Below are 17,110 nucleotides of genomic sequence, written 5' to 3' on the forward strand. Positions count from 1 at the left end.
ATGCTCGCGTCCACTGTTTGGTTCCCGGGTTGCGAACAGTCGCACCGGTGAACAGATCACTCAACTGAAAAGTGTGCTTGTTCGCTCGGACTCTGTCGCCGTCTCGTTTGTGCGAGGCGACCCGATAGTGTTTCGGTGGTCATAGCGTTAGGGAAACGCCCGGTTACATTCCGAACCCGGAAGCTAAGCCTTTCAGCGCCGATGGTACTGCAGGGGGGACCCTGTGGGAGAGTAGGACGCCGCCGAACAATCTTTCTGGACCCTCGGTCCTGGCCTGAGCGCTGGGACCGGGGGTCTTTGTTTTTTCCTCCGCACGCCTTCCGAAGCGCGCCCACCCCGCCGTTGCGGGAGACTTGCACTGCAGCAGCACGATCCGACAGGAGTCACGTCGATGTCCAACTCACCCGAAGACCGGCCCGATCGCCCCGAGCGTCGGGACTCGCGTGGTGGCGGCTACCGCCGTGAGGACCGACGTGACGACCGTCCCCGCGGTCCGCGTCGCGACGACGACCGCGGCGGTTTCCGCCGTGACGACCGTCCCCGCGATGACCGCCGCGATGACCGTCCTCGTGATGACCGTCCTCGCTACGACCGTCCCCGTGACGACCGGTCAGGCGGCGGCTTCCGCCGCGACGATCGTCCCCGCGGCGACCGCAACTTCCGCCGTGACGACCGCCCCGCCGGCGGCCAGCGCCGCGACGACCGCCGTGACGACCGTGGTGGCTTCCGCCGCGACGACCGCCCCCGCGATGACCGTCCGCGTTTTGACCGTCCGCGTGAGGACCGTCCTGGTGGCGGTTTCCGTCGTGACGACCGGCCGCGCTACGACCGTCCCCGTGACGACCGTCCCGGCGGTGGCTTCCGTCGTGACGACCGCCCGCGTGACGACCGTCGCGACGAGCGCCCCCGTTACGACCGGGACCGCCCGCGCGAGGACCGTCCCCGTGACGACCGCCGGGATGAGCGTCCCCGCTACGACCGCCCGCGTGACGACCGTCCGCGCGGCCCGCGTCGTGAGGACGACCGCGGTGGCTTCCGCCGGGACGGGGACGACCGCGGCGGTTTCCGCCGTGACGACCGCCGTGACGACCGTCCCCGTGGCCCCCGCCGCGAGGGTGGCGACCGTGACCGCGGCGAGCGCGGTTCCGGCCGGCGTCCGGTCGTGCAGGGCCGTGGCCGGTTCGAGAACCGGGACGCGCGGGACGACCGCCGCCAGGACCGTGAGCCGATCCGCCGCCTGCCGATCCCGGAGGAGGTCACCGGGCAGGAGATCGACCCGAGCGTCCGCCAGGAGCTGATGAGCCTGCCGAAGACCCTCGCCGAGGACGTGGCACGCAACCTCGTGATGGTGGCGCGGCTGCTCGACGAGGACCCGGAGCAGGCGTACGCGTACTCGCGCGTGGCCCTGCGGCTGGCGTCCCGTGTCGCCGCCGTGCGTGAGGCGGCGGGCTTCGCCTCCTACGCGACCGAGCGGTACGGCGAGGCGCTCGCCGAGTTCCGGGCGACCCGCCGGATGACCGGCACCGTCGACCTGTGGCCGGTGATGGCGGACTGCGAGCGCGGTCTCGGCCGTCCCGAGCGGGCCCTGGAGATGGCGGGTGCGCCCGAGGTGCACAAGCTGGACAAGGCCGGCCAGGTGGAGATGCGGCTGGTGGCCGCCGGCGCTCGCCAGGACATGGGCCAGGCCGACGCGGCCGTGGTGACCCTGCAGAGTTCGGAGCTCGCCTCCAACGCGGTGCACCCGTGGACCGCGCGGCTGCGGTACGCGTACGCCGATGCCCTGCTGGCCGTCGGACGCGACAGCGAGGCGCGCGACTGGTTCGCCAAGGCCGCGGAGGCCGACCACGACGGCACGACGGACGCCTCCGACCGGCTGGCGCAGCTCGACGGCGTGCAGTTCGTGGACGCCTTCGACGAGGAATCGGCCGGGGGCGACCACAAGGACGCGGCCGAGAGCGGCGCCGCTGCGGCCGCCGAGGACCGGGTCCTGCCCGAGGGCGAGCTGGACGCACGTCCCGCTCAGGACGCCGTCACTGACACGAAGGCCGACGAAGACACCGAAGCCGACGAAGACACCGACGCCGACGACGCCGACGACGACCAGGACGGCGACGACAAGGCCGACGCACCGGCTGCCGCGGCCGGCGCCGCCGAGGACGCGAACGACGACCTGACGGACGAGGTGGACCCGTCCTCGTTCCTGGACTCGCCGTTCCGTGCGCCCGGCCGGCCGGAGCGCGACGACGACTGACGACCGCGAACCCAGAGGGCGGCACCCGCACACGCGGGTGCCGCCCTCTGGCGTTTCAGGTCAGGTCGAGCGCGCGCATGACCAGTCCGCTGGCCGGCTTCGGCCCGAAGGACGTGGACTTGCGCGGCATCATCACGCCTTCGCGGGCCAGTTCCAGGACCACGCGCTCGGCCACGGGATGCATCAGCACCGTCGTGCCGCCGAGGCGTTCGGCAAGTTCCACGGCGGCGTCGGTGGCATGGATGTAGCGGATGTGCTCGGGCGCGTCCGGCACCTGCCAGACGGTGTCGAGCAGCAGATGGTGCAGCACCGACGCGTCCAGCCGGCGCCAGGCCTCCGGACGGTCGGCGGGTACGGCCGCGGCGACGCGTTCCGGGTCCGGCCGGTCCAGCAGGTGGAAGCCGTCGCCCGCCAGCACGAAGGCGTTGCCGTCGGCGGCCGCCTCGGCGAGGGCCGCCAGGGCGGCGTCCAGCGAGTCGCCGAGAGCCCTCACCCGGAAGACGTCCCGCGCGGCCTCCAGGGCGGCGGCGACGGGCAGTTGGGGCAGTACGCGGTGGATCGCCCGGACCCGCAGGGGGTAGCGGGCGGAGTCGACGAGCAGCACCAGGCCGTAGTCCCACGGACTGCCCGCCCGGTGCGCCGCCTGGAGCCGCCGGTAGGTGGCCCAGCGGTGGTGGCCGTCGGCGATCAGCGCCTGGCGGGCGGACAGATCGGCGTCGATGGCGGCCAGGTCGCCGGGGTCGGTCACCGCCCACAGCCGGTGGCGGACACCGTCCTCGGTGGTGGTGGCCAGCAGCGGCTCGGCTTTCTCCGCGGTGCGCTCGACGACGCGTGCGGTCGCGTCCCCGTCGCGGTAGGTCAGCAGCAGCGGTTCGAGATTGGCGCGAGTGGCCGTCATCAGCGCGGCCCGGTCGGCGACCGGGCCCGGCATGACGTCCTCGTGCGGCAGCACCACGCCGTCCTCGGGCGCGCTGAGCCGCAGGGCGCCGATCACCCCGCGCTGGAGGTGGTCGCCGTCGCGCTGCTCGTAGACGTAGACGGCGGGCCGCGCGTCGGCGGCCAGCACGCCTTCGTCGAGCCAGCGGGCCAGGGTGCGGGCGGCCTTGCGGTTCCGGGCCTCCGCGGTGGCGGCGTCCGGGAGGATGAGCCGGACCACGTTGTACGGGTCGGCGGTCTCCAGGTGGCGCTGACCGTCGGGGCGCACCACGACGTCGTACGGCGGCGAGGTCACGGCGGCCAGGCTGCCGACGCGCCCGGGGACGTACCGCAGGCCCCGGAACGGCGTCAGACGCAGGCCGGTCCCCTCGGCTGGACTGGAGTTGCTCATCCGCGCATGCTACGTCCGCGCGGCGTGGGAGATGATCGGGTGGGGAGAGACCGGCACACGAACGAGGAGCGAGCACGTCATGACCCACAGGACCCGGCCGGACGGCAGCGGGCAGCCTCTCGACGCCGCGTACGACACCGCGCTGCTGGACCTCGACGGGGTCGTCTACGCCGGCGGTGACGCGATCGCCCACGCGGTCGAGTCGCTGGCGACGGCCCGCGAGCACGGTATGCACCTGGCGTACGTGACCAACAACGCCGCCCGCACACCGCAGAGCGTGGCCGACCATCTGACCCGCCTCGGCGTGCCCGCGGCCGCCGACGAGGTGATCACCTCCGCGCAGGCGGTGGCCCGGCTGATCGCCGATCAGGTGCCGGCCGGCGCGAAGGTGCTGGCGGTGGGCGGTGAGGGCCTGATGGCGGCCCTGCGCGAGCGGGGCCTGGTGCCCGTGGAGTCGGCGGACGACGGCCCGGCGGCGGCCGTGCAGGGGTACTCGCCGGACCTGCGCTGGGCGCAGCTGGCGGAGATGGCCTACGCGGTGAACGCGGGCGTGCCGTGGTTCGCGTCCAACACCGACCTGACGATTCCCAGCGGCCGGGGCATCGCGCCGGGCAACGGCGCCGCGGTGCAGGCCGTGCGGACCGCGACCGGTGGTGACCCGCAGGTGGCGGGGAAGCCGCTGCCGCCGATGCACCGGGAGACGGTGATCAGGACGGGAGCGCGGCGGCCGCTGGTGGTCGGCGACCGGCTCGACACGGACATCGAGGGCGCGTTCGCCGGCGGTGTCGACTCCTTGCTGGTCCTCACCGGCGTGACCACTCCGGCGGCGCTGCTGGCGGCCGAGCCGCGGCACCGGCCCACCTATGTGGGCGCGGACCTGCGGGACCTGCTGCGCGCGCAGCCCGAGGTGTCCGGGACGGACGGCGGCTTCGCGTGCGGCGGCTGGACGGCGACCGCGACGGACGACGACCTGGTCCTGGAGGGTGAGGGCGAGGCCCTCGACGGCCTGCGGGCGCTGTGCGCGGCGGCCTGGTCCGCCGCGGGGGAGGACTCGTGCCGGCTGGACGCCGGCAAGGCCCTCTCCCGGCTGGAGCTGTAGGCGGAGTCCGGCCGCGGCCGGAGGCCTGGTCGGCCCCGCCGCGGCCGGGCTCCCGTGCTCGGGCGCTCGGCTTCGGGCGCTCATGTCCGGTGTCGCGGCCGGGCTCCCCGGCCGGCGCGCTGGGCGTCGGACGCTCGGGCGGCGGACTCTCAGGCGTCGGCCGCAGCCGACGCCGCCTCCAGCAGGTCGTCCTCGGTCGTGCCCTGCCGCCAGTAGCCGGTGAAGGTGACGGCCCGGCGGTCGAGGCCGCGCTCGCCGACCAGATGGCGGCGCAGCGCGCGGACGCACGCCGCCTCGCCGGCGATCCAGGCGTACGGGGTTCCGGCGGGCAGGTCCGCGGCGCGCACGGCGTCCACCGCGGAGCGCGGCCGCAGCAGCCATGTGACGTCCGCGTCGGCCTTGGTGGGGAGGTGGGTCCGGTCGTCGGGGTGGCCGGTCTGGATCCACGCCCTGACCGGCAGTCCCGCGGGCAGCCACTCCAGGATTCCGGCGATGGCCGGCAGCGCGGTCTCGTCACCGGTGAGCAGCACCCAGTCGGTGCCTTCCGGCAGCCGGAAGTCGACGCCGCCGTTGTCCTCGGTGACCGGCGCCAGGACGGAGACCCGGTCGCCGGGCGCGGCTCGGCAGGCCCAGCGGGAGGCGGGTCCGGTGTCGCCGTGCAGGGCGAAGTCGACGTCGATCTCGGGGGGTTCGGACCGCGACCCGCGGATGGTGTAGGTGCGCATGACGCCGCGCACCCCGGGGTCGAGGGCCCGCCAGCGCGGGTACCACTGGCTGTCGAGGACGTCCGGGAGGACCGGCGCCGCCTGCCCGGGGTGCGGCAGGAACAGCTTGAAGCGCTGGTCGCGGCCGCCGTTGACGACGGCGGCCAGGTCGTCGCCGCCGAGGACGACGCGCATCAGGCTGGGCGAGAGCCGCCGGGTGCGCACGACGCGCGGGTGGAAGAAGGCGTAGGTGGCGTCGGACACGGCGTCAGCTCACCTTCTTCGCGGCGGTGACGGCCTTGGTGAGCGCCTCGATCTGCGCGGCGCACCTGCCGTAGGAGAAGATCGGTTCGCTGGGCCAGGCCAGGACCTGGTTCGCCTTGACCGCGGGCAGCCGGGCCCACGTGGGCTTGCCGGCCAGGTCCTTGGGCTGCAGCGTCGCCGAGCGGTCGTCGAGCATGATGACGTCGGCCTTGTACTTGTCGGCGTTCTCCCAGCTCAGCGTCTCGAAGAAGCCGCCCTGCACCTTGTCGGGGACGATGAAGTCGACGCCCAGACCGCGGTAGTAGCTGAGGTCCGCGGCCGAGGAGGGTGTGGAGACGTAGAACGCGTCGGCCGCGCCGGACGAGGCCATGACCGTGATGCCCGGACGGGCCTTGACGGCCGCCCGCAGGTCAGCGGACGCCTGCTCGAACCGAGTCTTCTGGGCGGCGTTGCCCGTCGCGTTCATGTCCGCGCCGAGCGACGCGGCGAGTTCGGCGTACCGCCGCAGGGGCGTGGTGAGCGGGACACCGGCGACGCCGATGCCCACGCTCGGGGCGATCGCGAGGATCTTCTTCGCACTCTCGTCGGGCACGTACCAGAGCGTCGGGGCCTCGTACATGTGGCTGATCAGCAGGCCGGGTGAGAGGGCCGCGTACTTCTCGATCGAGAACTCACCCCAGGTGTTGCCGATGACGGTGAGCTTGCCGACGTCGAGGTCGCCGGCCTGGGCGTCGGCCGAGCCGTTCTTGAGCTCGGTGGGGCCGAACACCCCCGCGCACTCAACGCCGTAGTCGTGCAGCGCGGCCGCCGCGCCGACGTAGGCGACGAGACGGGCGGGCGCGTGGTCCAGCTTCAGGGTCTTCTTGCGGTCGTCGGTGAACGTCCAGGGGCCGGCGGGCGTGGTGGCCGCGCCGGACGCGGATGTCGGGGCCGTCCCCGCGTTCGCGTCGGAGGACCCGGACGAGGCGCCGCACGCGGCGAGCAACGTGCCGAGGCCGACGGTGCCACCGGCCGCGAGAAGGCCACGGCGGGACATTCCGGTCGCCATCTCGGACGCTGTTCCGGACGTCATTCCGGACGCCTTTCCGGACGCAAGGGAAGAACGCGAAGGGTGCATGGGCGGCTGCCGCTCTGCTCGGAGGTGCGTGGGCAAGGTTAGGCTAACCTAACCTTCGTGTTGGTCGAACGTCACTCCCCGCCGGCCCGGGACACCGGAGCCGCCCCCCAGCCGCCGCGCGGCGGCCCCCCGCACCCGAACGTGCGGCGAACCGCCGGACTCCTGCTGGCCGTTGGGCTGCTGCTGGTCGTCGTGGCCGCGAGCATCGCCCTCGGCGCCAAGGACATCCCCCTCGGCCAGGTCGGGCACGGCCTGTTCCACGCCACCGGTACCGACAACGACGTGGTCGTCCGGGAACTGCGGGTCCCCCGCACGCTGCTGGGCCTGCTCGTCGGCGCCGCCCTCGGCCTCGCGGGCGCGGCGATGCAGGCGCTGACCCGCAACCCGCTGGCCGACCCCGGGCTGCTCGGCGTCAATGCCGGTGCCGCGGCCGCCGTCGTCACCGCCATCAGCTTCTTCGGAGTCAGCAGTACCACCGGCTACGTGTGGTGGGCGCTGGGCGGGGCCGCCGTGGTCTCCGTGCTGGTGTACGCCGTCGGCGGCAGCCGGTCCGCGACCCCGGTCCGGCTCGCGCTGGCCGGCACCGCGGTCACCGCGCTCCTGCAGGGCGTCACCAGTGCGGTCGAACTCACCGACCACGCCGCCCTGGACCGCATGCGCTTCTGGGAGGTCGGCTCGCTCGCCGCCGCGAACATGACCACCGTCCGCCAGGTCGCACCGTTCATCGCCGCCGGCGCGCTGCTCGCGCTCGCCTCCGCCCGCGCGCTCAACGCCGTCGCCCTGGGCGACGACACCGCCCGGGCCCTCGGCGCCCGGCTGACCCGCACGCGTGCCGTGGTGATGCTCGCCGTCACCCTGCTGTGCGGCGGCGCGACCGCGGCCTGCGGCCCGATCGTCTTCGTCGGGCTGATGGTCCCGCACGTCGTGCGCGGGGTCACCGGACCCGACCTGCGCTGGATCCTGCCCTACACCGCCGTGTTGTCACCCGCGCTGCTGCTCGGTTCCGACGTCCTGGGACGGCTCGTCGCCCGGCCCGCGGAACTCCAGGTCGGCATCGTCACCGCGGTCCTCGGCGGACCGGTGTTCATCGCCCTCGTCCGCCGCCGAAGGATGGCCGAACTGTGACCGGCACCTCCCGGGCCCCCGAGCGCGCCGCGGTTCCGGCCCCCGCCCCGATCCGGGCGCCGCGCACCCGCGGCGGCCTGTCGCTGCGGATCGACGCGCGGGCCGCCCTGGTGTGCGCCGTTCTGCTGCTCGCCGCGCTCGGCGTGTCCGTTCTCCTCATCGGCACCGGCGACTTCCGCATCGCGCCGCTGGACGTACTGCGCACCCTCACCGGACAGGGCACCCCCGCGCAGGAGTTCATCGTCCGGGACCTGCGGCTGCCGCGCGTCGTCGTCGCGCTGCTGGTCGGCGCGGCGCTCGGCATGGCGGGCGCCGCGTTCCAGAGCGTCTCCCGCAACCCGCTCGGCAGCCCCGACGTCATCGGATTCGGCCAGGGGTCCGCGGCCGGCGCGCTCATCGTCATCGTGCTGCTCAAGGGCACCGCCTACCAGGTCGCCGCGGGGTCGGTGGCCGGCGGCCTGGTCACCGGCCTCGGCGTCTACCTGCTCGCCTGGAAACGCGGCGTACAGGGCTACCGGCTCGTCCTCGTCGGCATCGGCGCCTCCGCGGTGCTCGCCGCGGTCAAGAGCTACCTGCTGGTCCGCGCCGACTTCGTGGACGCCGCCCGGGCGGTGGTGTGGCTCACCGGCTCGCTCGACGGGCGCGGCTGGGAGCAGGTGTGGCCGCTGCTCGGCGCGTGCGCGGTCCTGATGCCGCTGCTGCTGTGGCAGGGACCGGCGCTGCGCCTCACCGAGATGGGCGACGACACCGCCCGCGGCCTCGGCGTGCGGGTCGAACGGGTCCGTCTCGTCACCGTGCTGGCCGCCGTGCTGCTCACCGCCTTCGCGACCGCGGCCGCCGGTCCCGTCGGCTTCATCGCGCTCACCGCGCCCCAGCTCGCCCGCCGGCTGACCAGGTCGCCCGGCGTCGGGCTGCTGCCGTCCGCCCTGATGGGTTCGGCCCTGCTGGTCGGCGCCGACCTGGCGGCGCAGCGAGCCTTCGGCAGCGGCCAGGTCCCCGTCGGCGTCGCCACCGGCGTGCTGGGCGGCGGCTATCTGCTCTGGCTGCTCGTCACCGAACGACGGGCGGGCCGGATATGACCGCTGAGCCGACACGTCGTCACCATCACCAGGAGAGGCACCGCATGACACCCCTTAGCGACAAGTCGACCTCGTCGCGGCCGCCCGGCGGCCGGCAGCGCCTGACCGCCGAGTCGGTGACGCTCGCCTACGACCGGCGGATGGTGGCGGAGGACCTCTCGGTCGCGATCCCCGACCAGTCGTTCACCGTCATCGTGGGCCCCAACGCCTGCGGCAAGTCCACCCTGCTGCGAGCGCTGTCCCGGCTGCTGAAGCCCGCCCGGGGCCGCGTCCTGCTGGACGGTCAGGCCATCGGGTCGCTGCCCGCCCGGACGGTCGCCCGCACGCTCGGCCTGCTCCCGCAGAGCTCGGTCGCGCCCGACGGCATCACCGTCGCCAGGCTGGTCGCCCGCGGCCGCTACCCGCACCAGGGCCTGCTGCGGCAGTGGTCGGCCGAGGACCAACGGATCGTCGACGAATCGATGGCGGCCACCGGCGTCGCCGCCCTGGCCGATCGCCATGTCGACGAACTGTCCGGCGGTCAGCGGCAGCGGGTGTGGATCGCCATGGCCCTGGCCCAGCAGACGCCGCTGCTGCTCCTGGACGAGCCGACGACCTACCTGGACATCCAGCACCAGATCGACGTCCTCGACCTGTGCGCGGAGCTGCACGAACAGCACGGCCGCACCCTCGTGGCGGTGCTGCACGACCTCAACCAGGCCGCCCGGTACGCCACCCACCTGATCGCGCTGCGCGACGGCCGGATCGAGGCGCAGGGACCGCCCGGCGAGATCCTGACCGCCGAACTGGTCGAGCGGGTCTTCGGCGTGTCGTGCCGGGTCATCGACGACCCGGAGAGCGGCACCCCGCTCGTGGTCCCGGCGGCCAGGCGCCCGGGCGCCACCAGGACGGCGGTGTCCGGCGCCGGCACTTCCGGCGCGGCGGCAGCGACCGCGGACGGCCCCTCCGCTACAGCAGGGAACGCAGCCGCAGGACATCCCGCAGGCTCGCCTGCACCTTGACCCGGCCGCTGCCCCACGCCTTCGCGAAGTGGAGGTCGCCACCCACCATGGCCAGCAGATCGTCGCCGGCCATCGACAGGCGGATCTCGGCCTTTTCGGCGGGCACGCCGGGCACGGCCCGCACGTCGCGGATCCGGCCGTCCTTCAGCCGGCCGACGAACGTGACGTCGAGATCGGTGATCCGGCAGCTCAGCGAGCGGTCGAGGGCGGCGGCCGAACCGGCCTCGCCGTCGGCTCCGGCGAGGTTCTCCGAGAACCGGTCGAGCGCGTCGCGGCACTCCTCGATGGTGGCCATGGTGCGGTCTTCCCCCGTCGTGGGTTGCGTCCGGATGACCGTACCGCAGGCACCGTCACCGAGACGTGGCGCCCGGAGGCGGTAGCGTCGGACGCGTCGGACAACGGCGAGGCGAGGAGTGAGAGCGATGCGGGACGCGCTGCGTACCTGTCTGCAGATCGCGGGCGGCCTGACCGAGGCGACCCGGCGGCGCACGGTCGACGCGGCCAGGGATCTGCTCGATCAGGCGGGAATCGACGTCGGCGCACTCCAGCACCGGCTGGGATCCGCCGTTCCCGCGGAGGTGCAGACCCTCGCCGACGAACTGATGGCCACCGGACGGGCCAACCGCGACCTGATCGTGGGGCTGGTGCGCGAGGAGGTCGACAAGGCCGTCGGCCGGATGGGCCGGGTGGCCGACGAGGTCACCAAGGTGGGCGTCATCCTGGAATCGCTGGAACGGCGTATCCGCAACCTGGAGACTCCGGAAGCCGAGAAGCCGGCGCCGCCGCCGTCCGAACCGGCGCCGTCCCCCACGGTGGAACACGTGCGGGTGGAGCCCGAGAAGGGTCCCGCGAAAAAGGCGGCGGCGAAGAAGGCCGCGCCCGCCAAGAAGGCGCCCGCTGCGAAGAAGACCGCCCCGGCGAAGAAGACTGCCCGGGCCCAGAAGACCGCGACCGCGCCCGAGCAGAACGGCGCCGCCCCGGCGAAGAAGACCGCCGCCGCCAAGAAGACGGCCGCGGCGAAGAAGCGGACGGCGGCCGCCCGGAAGACGGCCACCGCCGCCGCGACGAAGACCGCCCCCGGCGGTGAGGTGTCCGCCGCGAAGAAGGCGTCCGTCCGGGCGAAGAAGGCCGCCTCGGCGAAGAAGGCCACGTCCGCCCAGCCGGCCTCGGCGAAGAAGACGGCGGCCAAGAAGACGACCGCGGCGAAGAAGGCCGCCCCGAAGAAGACCGCGCCGGCCGGGAAGACGACGGCCGCCGCGCCCGAGGCGGCTGCCGCTTCCCCGTCCTCCGCCGCGCCCAGCACCTCCGCCGGGCCCAGCACCTCCGCCGGGCCCGCGACGTCTGCGACGCCCGCCACGGCTCCGAGCGCCGCCGGCACGGCCGCGTCCGCCGCGCAGGCCCCGGGCGGCCGGCTTCCGGCCAGGAAGGCGCCCGCCGAGCAGGCCGCGGCGAAGAAGACGACGGCGAGGAAGACCACCGCGAAGAAGACGGCGACGGCCAAGAAGGCCGCGGGTTCGGTGCCCGCGACGCCCGCCACCGTCGCCGAGAAGGCCGCGGCCAAGAAGACCGCGCCCGCGAAGAAGACCACCGGCACGGCCCGTCCGGCCGCCGGCACGGCCCGGGAGCCCGGCGATGAGTGACGGCACCCCGGCCTGGGTCCGGGACCGCGACGAGGACCGGGCCGCGCCCGGCCCCGCCGCCGTTCCCGGACCGGGCACCCCCGCCGCGGCAGCCGGGCAGGGCGCTCCCGCAGCCGACGCCGGTCGGCCCGCCGCGGAGGGGGAGCCCGGGGACGGTTCGGCGGCCGCACCCGCCCCCGCCGAGCCGCAGCCGCTGGGGGTCACCGTCGCCCGGACGGGGAATGCTGACGTGGACGCCGCCGTTGAGCGGCTGGGGGACGCGGACGAACTGCCGGTGCACGACCACATCCCGGTCTACGAGGATGTGCACGCCGGGCTGCGCAACGCACTCGCCGCGCTGGACGAGAACAGGGGCTGAACCGTACGTGGCACGACGCCGACTCGACGCTGAGCTGGTGCGCCGGAACCTCGCGCGCTCACGGGAGCACGCGAGCCAGTTGATTGCCGCCGGCCGGGTCACGGTGGGCGGCACCACCGCGACCAAGCCGGCCACGCAGGTGGAGACCAGCGCGGCCGTCGTCGTGGCCGCGGACGCGGACGAGCCCGACTACGTCTCGCGCGGCGGCCACAAACTGGCAGGCGCCTTCGCTGCGTTCCTGCCCAAGGGCCTGGCCGTGAAGGGCCGCCGCGCGCTGGACGCGGGCGCCTCCACCGGCGGTTTCACCGACGTGCTGCTGCGCAACGGAGCCGCCGAGGTCCTCGCCGTCGACGTCGGCTACGGCCAGCTCGCCTGGTCGCTGCAGAGCGACGACCGCGTCATCGTCAAGGACCGCACCAACGTACGGGAGTTGACGCTCGAGGCGATCGACGGCCGGGCCGCCGACATCGTCGTGGGCGACCTGTCGTTCATCCCGCTCGGGCTGGTGCTGCCCGCCCTGGTCCGCTGCTCCGCGCCGGACGCGGACCTCGTGCTGATGGTGAAGCCGCAGTTCGAGGTCGGCAAGGAACGGCTGGGCAGCGGCGGTGTCGTCCGCAGCACCCAGCTGCGCGCCGAGAGCGTCCGCAAGGTCGCCGGGCAGGCCGCCGAGCTGGGGCTGGGCGTGCTCGGCGTCACAGCCAGCCCGCTGCCGGGCCCGTCCGGGAACGTGGAGTACTTTCTCTGGCTGCGCGCCGGCGCGCCCGCGCTGGATCCGGCCGAAGTCGACCGTGCTGTGGCGGAGGGGCCGCGTTGACCGTGACGAGTGACACCCAGAACCGGACCGTCTTCCTGCTCACCCACACCGGGCGGGACGCGGCGATCCGCAGCGCCGAACGGGTCGTCGACGGACTGCTGCGCTGCGGCATCGGCGTCCGGGTGCTGGAGGACGAGGCCGCCGACCTGCCGCTGCCCGACCGGGTCGAGCTGGTCGGCGAGATCGGGCCCGGCGCCGTGCAGGGCTGCGAGCTGATCATCGTGCTGGGCGGGGACGGGACGCTGCTGCGCGGCGCCGAGTTCGCCCGCGCCTCCGGCGTCCCCATGCTCGGCGTCAACCTCGGGCGCGTCGGCTTCCTCGCCGAGGCCGAGCGCGACGACCTGGACAAGGTCGTCGACCGCGTCGTCACCCGCGAGTACGAGGTCGAGGAGCGGATGACGCTCGACGTCCTGGTCCGCAACGACGGCCACATCGTGCACACCGACTGGGCGCTCAACGAGGCCTCGGTGGAGAAGGCGTCCCGGGAACGGCTGCTGGAGGTCGTCACCGAGGTCGACGGCCGCCCGGTGTCCGCGTTCGGCGGCGACGGCGTCGTCTGCGCCACACCCACCGGATCCACCGCCTACGCCTTCTCCGCGGGCGGCCCGGTCGTCTGGCCGGAGGTGGAGGCGCTGCTCATGGTGCCGATCAGCGCGCACGCGCTGTTCGCCAAGCCGCTCGTCACCTCCCCGACGTCGGTGCTGGCCGTCGAGGTGCAGCCGCAGACCCCGCACGGCGTGCTGTGGTGCGACGGCCGCAGGACCGTCGAGCTGTCGGCCGGCGCCCGGGTCGAGGTCCGCCGCGGCGCCGTGCCGGTCCGGCTGGCCCGGCTGCACCACGCCTCGTTCACCGACCGCCTGGTGGCGAAGTTCGCGCTGCCCGTCTCCGGCTGGCGCGGCGCGCCCCACTGAACCGGAGGCGTCGCCCGTCGCGCGGGGGGTGGCAAACCTCGTATGGTCGTATCCGTGTTGGAGGAAATGCGGATCCGGTCGCTGGGTGTCATCGAGGACGCCGTGGTGGAGCTCTCACCCGGCTTCACCGCGGTCACCGGCGAGACCGGCGCGGGCAAGACCATGGTCGTCACCAGCCTCGGGCTGCTGCTCGGCGGCCGCGCCGACCCGGCGCTGGTGCGGATCGGCGCCAAGCAGGCCCTCGTCGAGGGCCGCATCACACTCGGCGCCGACGCGCGGGCGGCCGTCCGTGCGGAGGAGGCGGGCGCCGAACTCGACGACGGCGCGCTGCTGATCAGCCGGACCGTCTCGGCCGAGGGCCGCTCCCGGGCGCACGTCGGAGGCCGCAGCGTCCCCGTCGGGCTGCTCGGCGAACTCGCCGACGACCTGGTGGCGGTGCACGGCCAGACCGACCAGCAGGGGCTGCTGCGGCCCGCCCGGCAGCGCGAGGCGCTCGACCGGTACGCCGGCGACGCGGTGGCCGTGCCGCTCGCGAAGTACGGCGCCGCGTACCGGCGGCTGCGCGAGGTCGCCGCCGAGCTGGACGAGCTGACCACGCGGGCCCGCGAGCGCGCCCAGGAAGCCGATCTGCTGCGGTTCGGCATCGAGGAGATCTCCGCCGCCGAGCCGCAGCCCGGCGAGGACACCGAACTCGCCGCCGAGGCCGAGCGCCTCGGGCACGCCGAGGCCCTGGCCTCCGCGGCCACGCTCGCGCACGCGGCGATGGCGGGCAACCCCGAGGACCCCGAGGGCGTCGACGCCGGCACACTCGTGGCCGGCGCTCAGCGCGCGCTGGACGCGGTCGCCGCACACGACCCGGTGCTGTCCGCGCTGGCCGCGCGCCTCGGCGAGGTCGGCATCCTGCTCGCCGACGTGGCCGGCGAACTGGCCGGATACGCGGACGACCTCGACGCGGACCCGCTGCGGCTGGCCGCCGTCGAGGAACGCAGGGCGGTGCTGGCGAACCTCGTCCGCAAGTACGGCGCGGACATCGACGGCGTGCTGGCCTGGGGCCAGGACAGCTCGCTGCGGCTCGCCGAGCTCGAGGGCGACGACGACCGCATCGGGGAACTCACCGCCGAGCGGGACGCGTTGCGGGCCGAGCTCAGCGGGCTCGCGCAGGACCTCAGCGACGCGCGCGGCGAGGCGGCGGACCGTTTCGCCGCGGCGGTCACCGCGGAGCTGGCCGAGCTGGCCATGCCGCACGCACGGGTCACCGTCGCGCTGCACCAGACCGAGGCGGCCGACCCCGAGCAGGGCGTCGACGTCGGCGGGCGGGCCGTGCAGTACGGGCCGTCCGGCGCGGACGAGGTCGAACTGCAGCTCGCGCCGCACCCCGGCGCGCCGCCGCGGCCCATCGCCAAGGGCGCGTCCGGCGGTGAGCTGTCCCGGGTGATGCTGGCCGTCGAGGTGGTGTTCGCCGGGTCCGACCCGGTGCCGACGTACCTCTTCGACGAGGTCGACGCCGGTGTCGGCGGCAAGGCGGCCGTCGAGGTCGGACGGCGGCTCGCCCGGCTGGCGCGGACCGCCCAGGTGGTCGTGGTCACCCACCTCCCGCAGGTGGCGGCGTTCGCCGACCGGCAGCTGCTGGTCGAGAAGACGAACGACGGGTCGGTGACCAGGAGTGGGGTCACGGTCCTGGAGGGGGAGGCCCGGGTGCGGGAGCTCTCGCGCATGCTGGCGGGGCTGGAGGACTCGGAGTTGGGGCGGGCGCACGCGGAGGAGTTGCTGGCCGCGGCGAAGGCGTCGCGCTGAGCGCGAACGCCATCCTCTGGGGCAGAGGGCTCGCCCTGCGCGGGCTGCGGGGCCCTCGGGCGGGCTGCCTGGGCTTGACCGGGCTCGGGCCCGGCCTTGCACGGGCTGCGTGGCCATGATCGGGTTCGGGTTCGGCCTTGCGCGGGCTGCGTGAGCTGGTCTGGTTCCGGCCGCGGGCCCGGTTCGTTCGGGCTGCGCCCCGGTTGCCGGGCTCCCGCCCGTGCGGGGTGCCCGCGCCTTGCGGCGCGGTGTGTTCCCACCCGCACCACCCGTGCAGGGGTGATTTCGTCTGCGGGTGGCCCCTGCTGGGGTTGCCCGCCGTTGGCGGGTGCCGCTCCGCGGTGGTGTTCGTGCGGGGCGTTCCCCCCTGCGGGGAGCCCGGGTGCGGGTGGTTCGGCGTCGGGTGTGTGGGGCGGGCGCGTTTGTCCGGGGAGCTCCCCTCTGCGGGCAGCACTCGGCGTCGGCGTGTGCCGAGGGTCCCCGCGGGTCGTGATGGGGCGGGTCCGTTCCCGCCTGCGGGGTGGCTCTCGCTGGGGGTCACCCGGGCGCAGGGGTGGGGGGCTTGAGGGTGGATGGGGGAAAGGCGGAGGGGATCCCTTTCGGGGCACCGTTGCGGGTAGGTTGCGTGCGGGGGGAGGGGGCGGGGCACGTGTGGGGGAGGCAGGGGACGAGGGAAACGGGAGAGGGCTCGGGATGAGCGGGAGCAACGGGCGGCTGTCCGTCGGCGCGGCCGCGGCGGCGGCGACACGTGCCGCGTACCGGCAGCTTCGGCGTCGGCCCCCCGTGGAAGCGCGCATGTGGCAGCGGACCAACCACGCGGGCCGCGGCGTCGAGCTGTACGGGGGCCTGGCCGCCGCGGCGGGTGCCGCGACCGCGATGGCCACCGCGCGGGGCCTGAGCCTGCGGGCGCGGGCCGCCGCCGTCGGAGCCGCGCTGGCCGCGGGGGCCTGCGGGGCGTACGACGACCAGAAGGGCTCCGCGGACGAGCGCGGGTTCGGCGCCCACCTGGGGGCACTGCGTGAGGGCCGCCTCACCTCGGGCGGAGTGAAGCTCCTGGGCATCGGCGCCGCCGGCCTCGCCGCAGGCGTCCTGCTCAAGTCCCGCCCGCTGGACCGCGTGCTGGCCGGCGTGGTGATAGCCGGCACGGCGCACGCCGTGAACCTGCTCGACGTCGCGCCCGGCCGCGCCGCGAAGGCGGTCATCACCGTCGGCGCCCCCGGCCTGCTCCGCGCGGGCACCGGCGGCGTGCTGGCCGCCGCCCCCGTCGGCGCCGCGGCCGCCGTCCTCGGCGACGACCTGAGCGAGCGGACGATGCTGGGCGACGCGGGCGCGCACGCGCTGGGCGCCGCGCTCGGCGCGGCCATCGCCGCCGCCAACGGCCGGATCGGGCTGATGATGCACGCCCTCGCGCTCGCCGCACTGACCGGCGCCGGCGACAGGATCTCCACCGACCAGCGGTTGTGGAACGCCCCCGGGGTGCGGCACGTTGATGGCTGGGGGCGCGTGGCCCACCCGTTCGGGTGATCCCCGTGGCGGGTGAGCGGGTGCGAACGCCGCCGAACGCGCAAAGCCATGGCCTCGGCCTGGCATCCTGGGACTGGCCGCCCGAAGCAGCCCGTGGCCGCC

Annotated in this window: 15 protein-coding genes and 1 rRNA gene; 12 read left to right on the forward strand and 4 right to left on the reverse strand. The window is 74.8% G+C overall.

What is annotated here, in order from left to right; genetic code table 11:
• Nucleotides 1–131: 131 nt before the first annotated feature.
• Together rrf and K7862_RS12840 are read left to right on the forward strand one after the other, a co-directional pair.
• Nucleotides 132–248: ribosomal RNA gene (gene rrf, locus K7862_RS12835) — 5S ribosomal RNA — on the forward strand.
• 1,049 nt (nucleotides 249–1,297) lie between these two features.
• On the forward strand, nucleotides 1,298–2,251 hold the full coding sequence (locus K7862_RS12840; RefSeq protein WP_262413061.1) for a tetratricopeptide repeat protein: 954 nt from the start codon (nucleotides 1,298–1,300) through the stop codon (nucleotides 2,249–2,251).
• Nucleotides 2,252–2,306: 55 nt separating this feature from the next.
• Here K7862_RS12840 and K7862_RS12845 read toward each other — a convergent pair whose 3' ends face one another.
• Nucleotides 2,307–3,578, reverse strand: a complete 1,272-nt coding sequence (locus tag K7862_RS12845; protein WP_222962662.1) for a DUF1015 domain-containing protein — start codon at nucleotides 3,576–3,578, stop codon at nucleotides 2,307–2,309.
• Between the two features lie 79 nt (nucleotides 3,579–3,657).
• Between K7862_RS12845 and K7862_RS12850 the strand changes: the two genes are divergently transcribed.
• Nucleotides 3,658–4,677 (forward strand): HAD-IIA family hydrolase, encoded by a 1,020-nt coding sequence (locus K7862_RS12850; RefSeq protein ID WP_222962663.1) that lies wholly within the window; start codon nucleotides 3,658–3,660, stop codon nucleotides 4,675–4,677.
• Nucleotides 4,678–4,826: 149 nt separating this feature from the next.
• Here K7862_RS12850 and K7862_RS12855 read toward each other — a convergent pair whose 3' ends face one another.
• Both K7862_RS12855 and K7862_RS12860 read right to left on the reverse strand, forming a co-directional pair.
• On the reverse strand, nucleotides 4,827–5,645 hold the full coding sequence (locus K7862_RS12855) for a siderophore-interacting protein (protein ID WP_308011956.1): 819 nt from the start codon (nucleotides 5,643–5,645) through the stop codon (nucleotides 4,827–4,829).
• 4 nt (nucleotides 5,646–5,649) lie between these two features.
• Nucleotides 5,650–6,717, reverse strand: coding sequence for an ABC transporter substrate-binding protein (locus K7862_RS12860; RefSeq protein WP_262413051.1), 1,068 nt, complete (start codon nucleotides 6,715–6,717; stop codon nucleotides 5,650–5,652).
• Between the two features lie 102 nt (nucleotides 6,718–6,819).
• On the opposite strand from K7862_RS12860, the gene K7862_RS12865 reads away from it, so the two are divergent.
• Genes K7862_RS12865 through K7862_RS12875 form a run of 3 tightly spaced genes read left to right on the forward strand, consistent with a single transcriptional unit; the run spans nucleotide 6,820 to nucleotide 9,967 of the window.
• Nucleotides 6,820–7,887 (forward strand): FecCD family ABC transporter permease, encoded by a 1,068-nt coding sequence (locus K7862_RS12865; RefSeq protein WP_222962664.1) that lies wholly within the window; start codon nucleotides 6,820–6,822, stop codon nucleotides 7,885–7,887.
• On the forward strand, nucleotides 7,884–8,966 hold the full coding sequence (locus K7862_RS12870) for a FecCD family ABC transporter permease (protein WP_222962665.1): 1,083 nt from the start codon (nucleotides 7,884–7,886) through the stop codon (nucleotides 8,964–8,966). The genes K7862_RS12865 and K7862_RS12870 overlap by 4 nt, the downstream gene beginning before the upstream one ends.
• A gap of 44 nt (nucleotides 8,967–9,010) precedes the next feature.
• Nucleotides 9,011–9,967 (forward strand): ABC transporter ATP-binding protein, encoded by a 957-nt coding sequence (locus K7862_RS12875; protein WP_222962666.1) that lies wholly within the window; start codon nucleotides 9,011–9,013, stop codon nucleotides 9,965–9,967.
• Here K7862_RS12875 and K7862_RS12880 read toward each other — a convergent pair.
• A complete protein-coding gene (locus K7862_RS12880; RefSeq protein ID WP_222962667.1) occupies nucleotides 9,915–10,262 on the reverse strand; it encodes an SCP2 sterol-binding domain-containing protein in 348 nt (115 codons plus the stop codon). The two genes, K7862_RS12875 and K7862_RS12880, sit on opposite strands and share 53 nt — an antisense overlap.
• A gap of 127 nt (nucleotides 10,263–10,389) precedes the next feature.
• Here K7862_RS12880 and K7862_RS12885 point away from each other — a divergent pair, with 127 nt between their 5' ends.
• The 6 genes from K7862_RS12885 (at nucleotide 10,390) to K7862_RS12910 (ending at nucleotide 17,008) form a co-directional block, all read left to right on the forward strand.
• Complete coding sequence (locus K7862_RS12885) at nucleotides 10,390–11,607, forward strand: hypothetical protein (RefSeq protein ID WP_222962668.1); 1,218 nt, start codon at nucleotides 10,390–10,392, stop codon at nucleotides 11,605–11,607.
• Nucleotides 11,600–11,965 carry a hypothetical protein gene (locus tag K7862_RS12890; RefSeq protein ID WP_222962669.1) on the forward strand — a complete coding sequence of 122 codons (366 nt, stop codon included), beginning with the start codon at nucleotides 11,600–11,602 and terminating at the stop codon, nucleotides 11,963–11,965. Before K7862_RS12885 ends, K7862_RS12890 begins: the two co-directional genes overlap by 8 nt.
• 7 nt (nucleotides 11,966–11,972) lie before the next feature.
• Nucleotides 11,973–12,779 carry a TlyA family RNA methyltransferase gene (locus K7862_RS12895; RefSeq protein ID WP_308011957.1) on the forward strand — a complete coding sequence of 269 codons (807 nt, stop codon included), beginning with the start codon at nucleotides 11,973–11,975 and terminating at the stop codon, nucleotides 12,777–12,779.
• A 2-nt stretch (nucleotides 12,780–12,781) separates the two neighbouring features.
• On the forward strand, nucleotides 12,782–13,690 hold the full coding sequence (locus K7862_RS12900; protein ID WP_222962671.1) for an NAD kinase: 909 nt from the start codon (nucleotides 12,782–12,784) through the stop codon (nucleotides 13,688–13,690).
• Between the two features lie 42 nt (nucleotides 13,691–13,732).
• Nucleotides 13,733–15,484 carry a DNA repair protein RecN gene (gene recN / locus K7862_RS12905; protein ID WP_222962672.1) on the forward strand — a complete coding sequence of 584 codons (1,752 nt, stop codon included), beginning with the start codon at nucleotides 13,733–13,735 and terminating at the stop codon, nucleotides 15,482–15,484.
• Between the two features lie 693 nt (nucleotides 15,485–16,177).
• The gene (locus tag K7862_RS12910) at nucleotides 16,178–17,008 is read left to right on the forward strand and encodes a hypothetical protein (protein WP_372461566.1); all 831 of its coding nucleotides are present in this window, start codon (nucleotides 16,178–16,180) and stop codon (nucleotides 17,006–17,008) included.
• The last annotated feature ends 102 nt before the right edge of the window (nucleotides 17,009–17,110 follow it).

Origin of the sequence: Actinacidiphila acidipaludis, from assembly GCF_019890725.1 — a bacterium.
Taxonomy (GTDB): Bacteria; Actinomycetota; Actinomycetes; order Streptomycetales; family Streptomycetaceae; genus Actinacidiphila; species Actinacidiphila acidipaludis.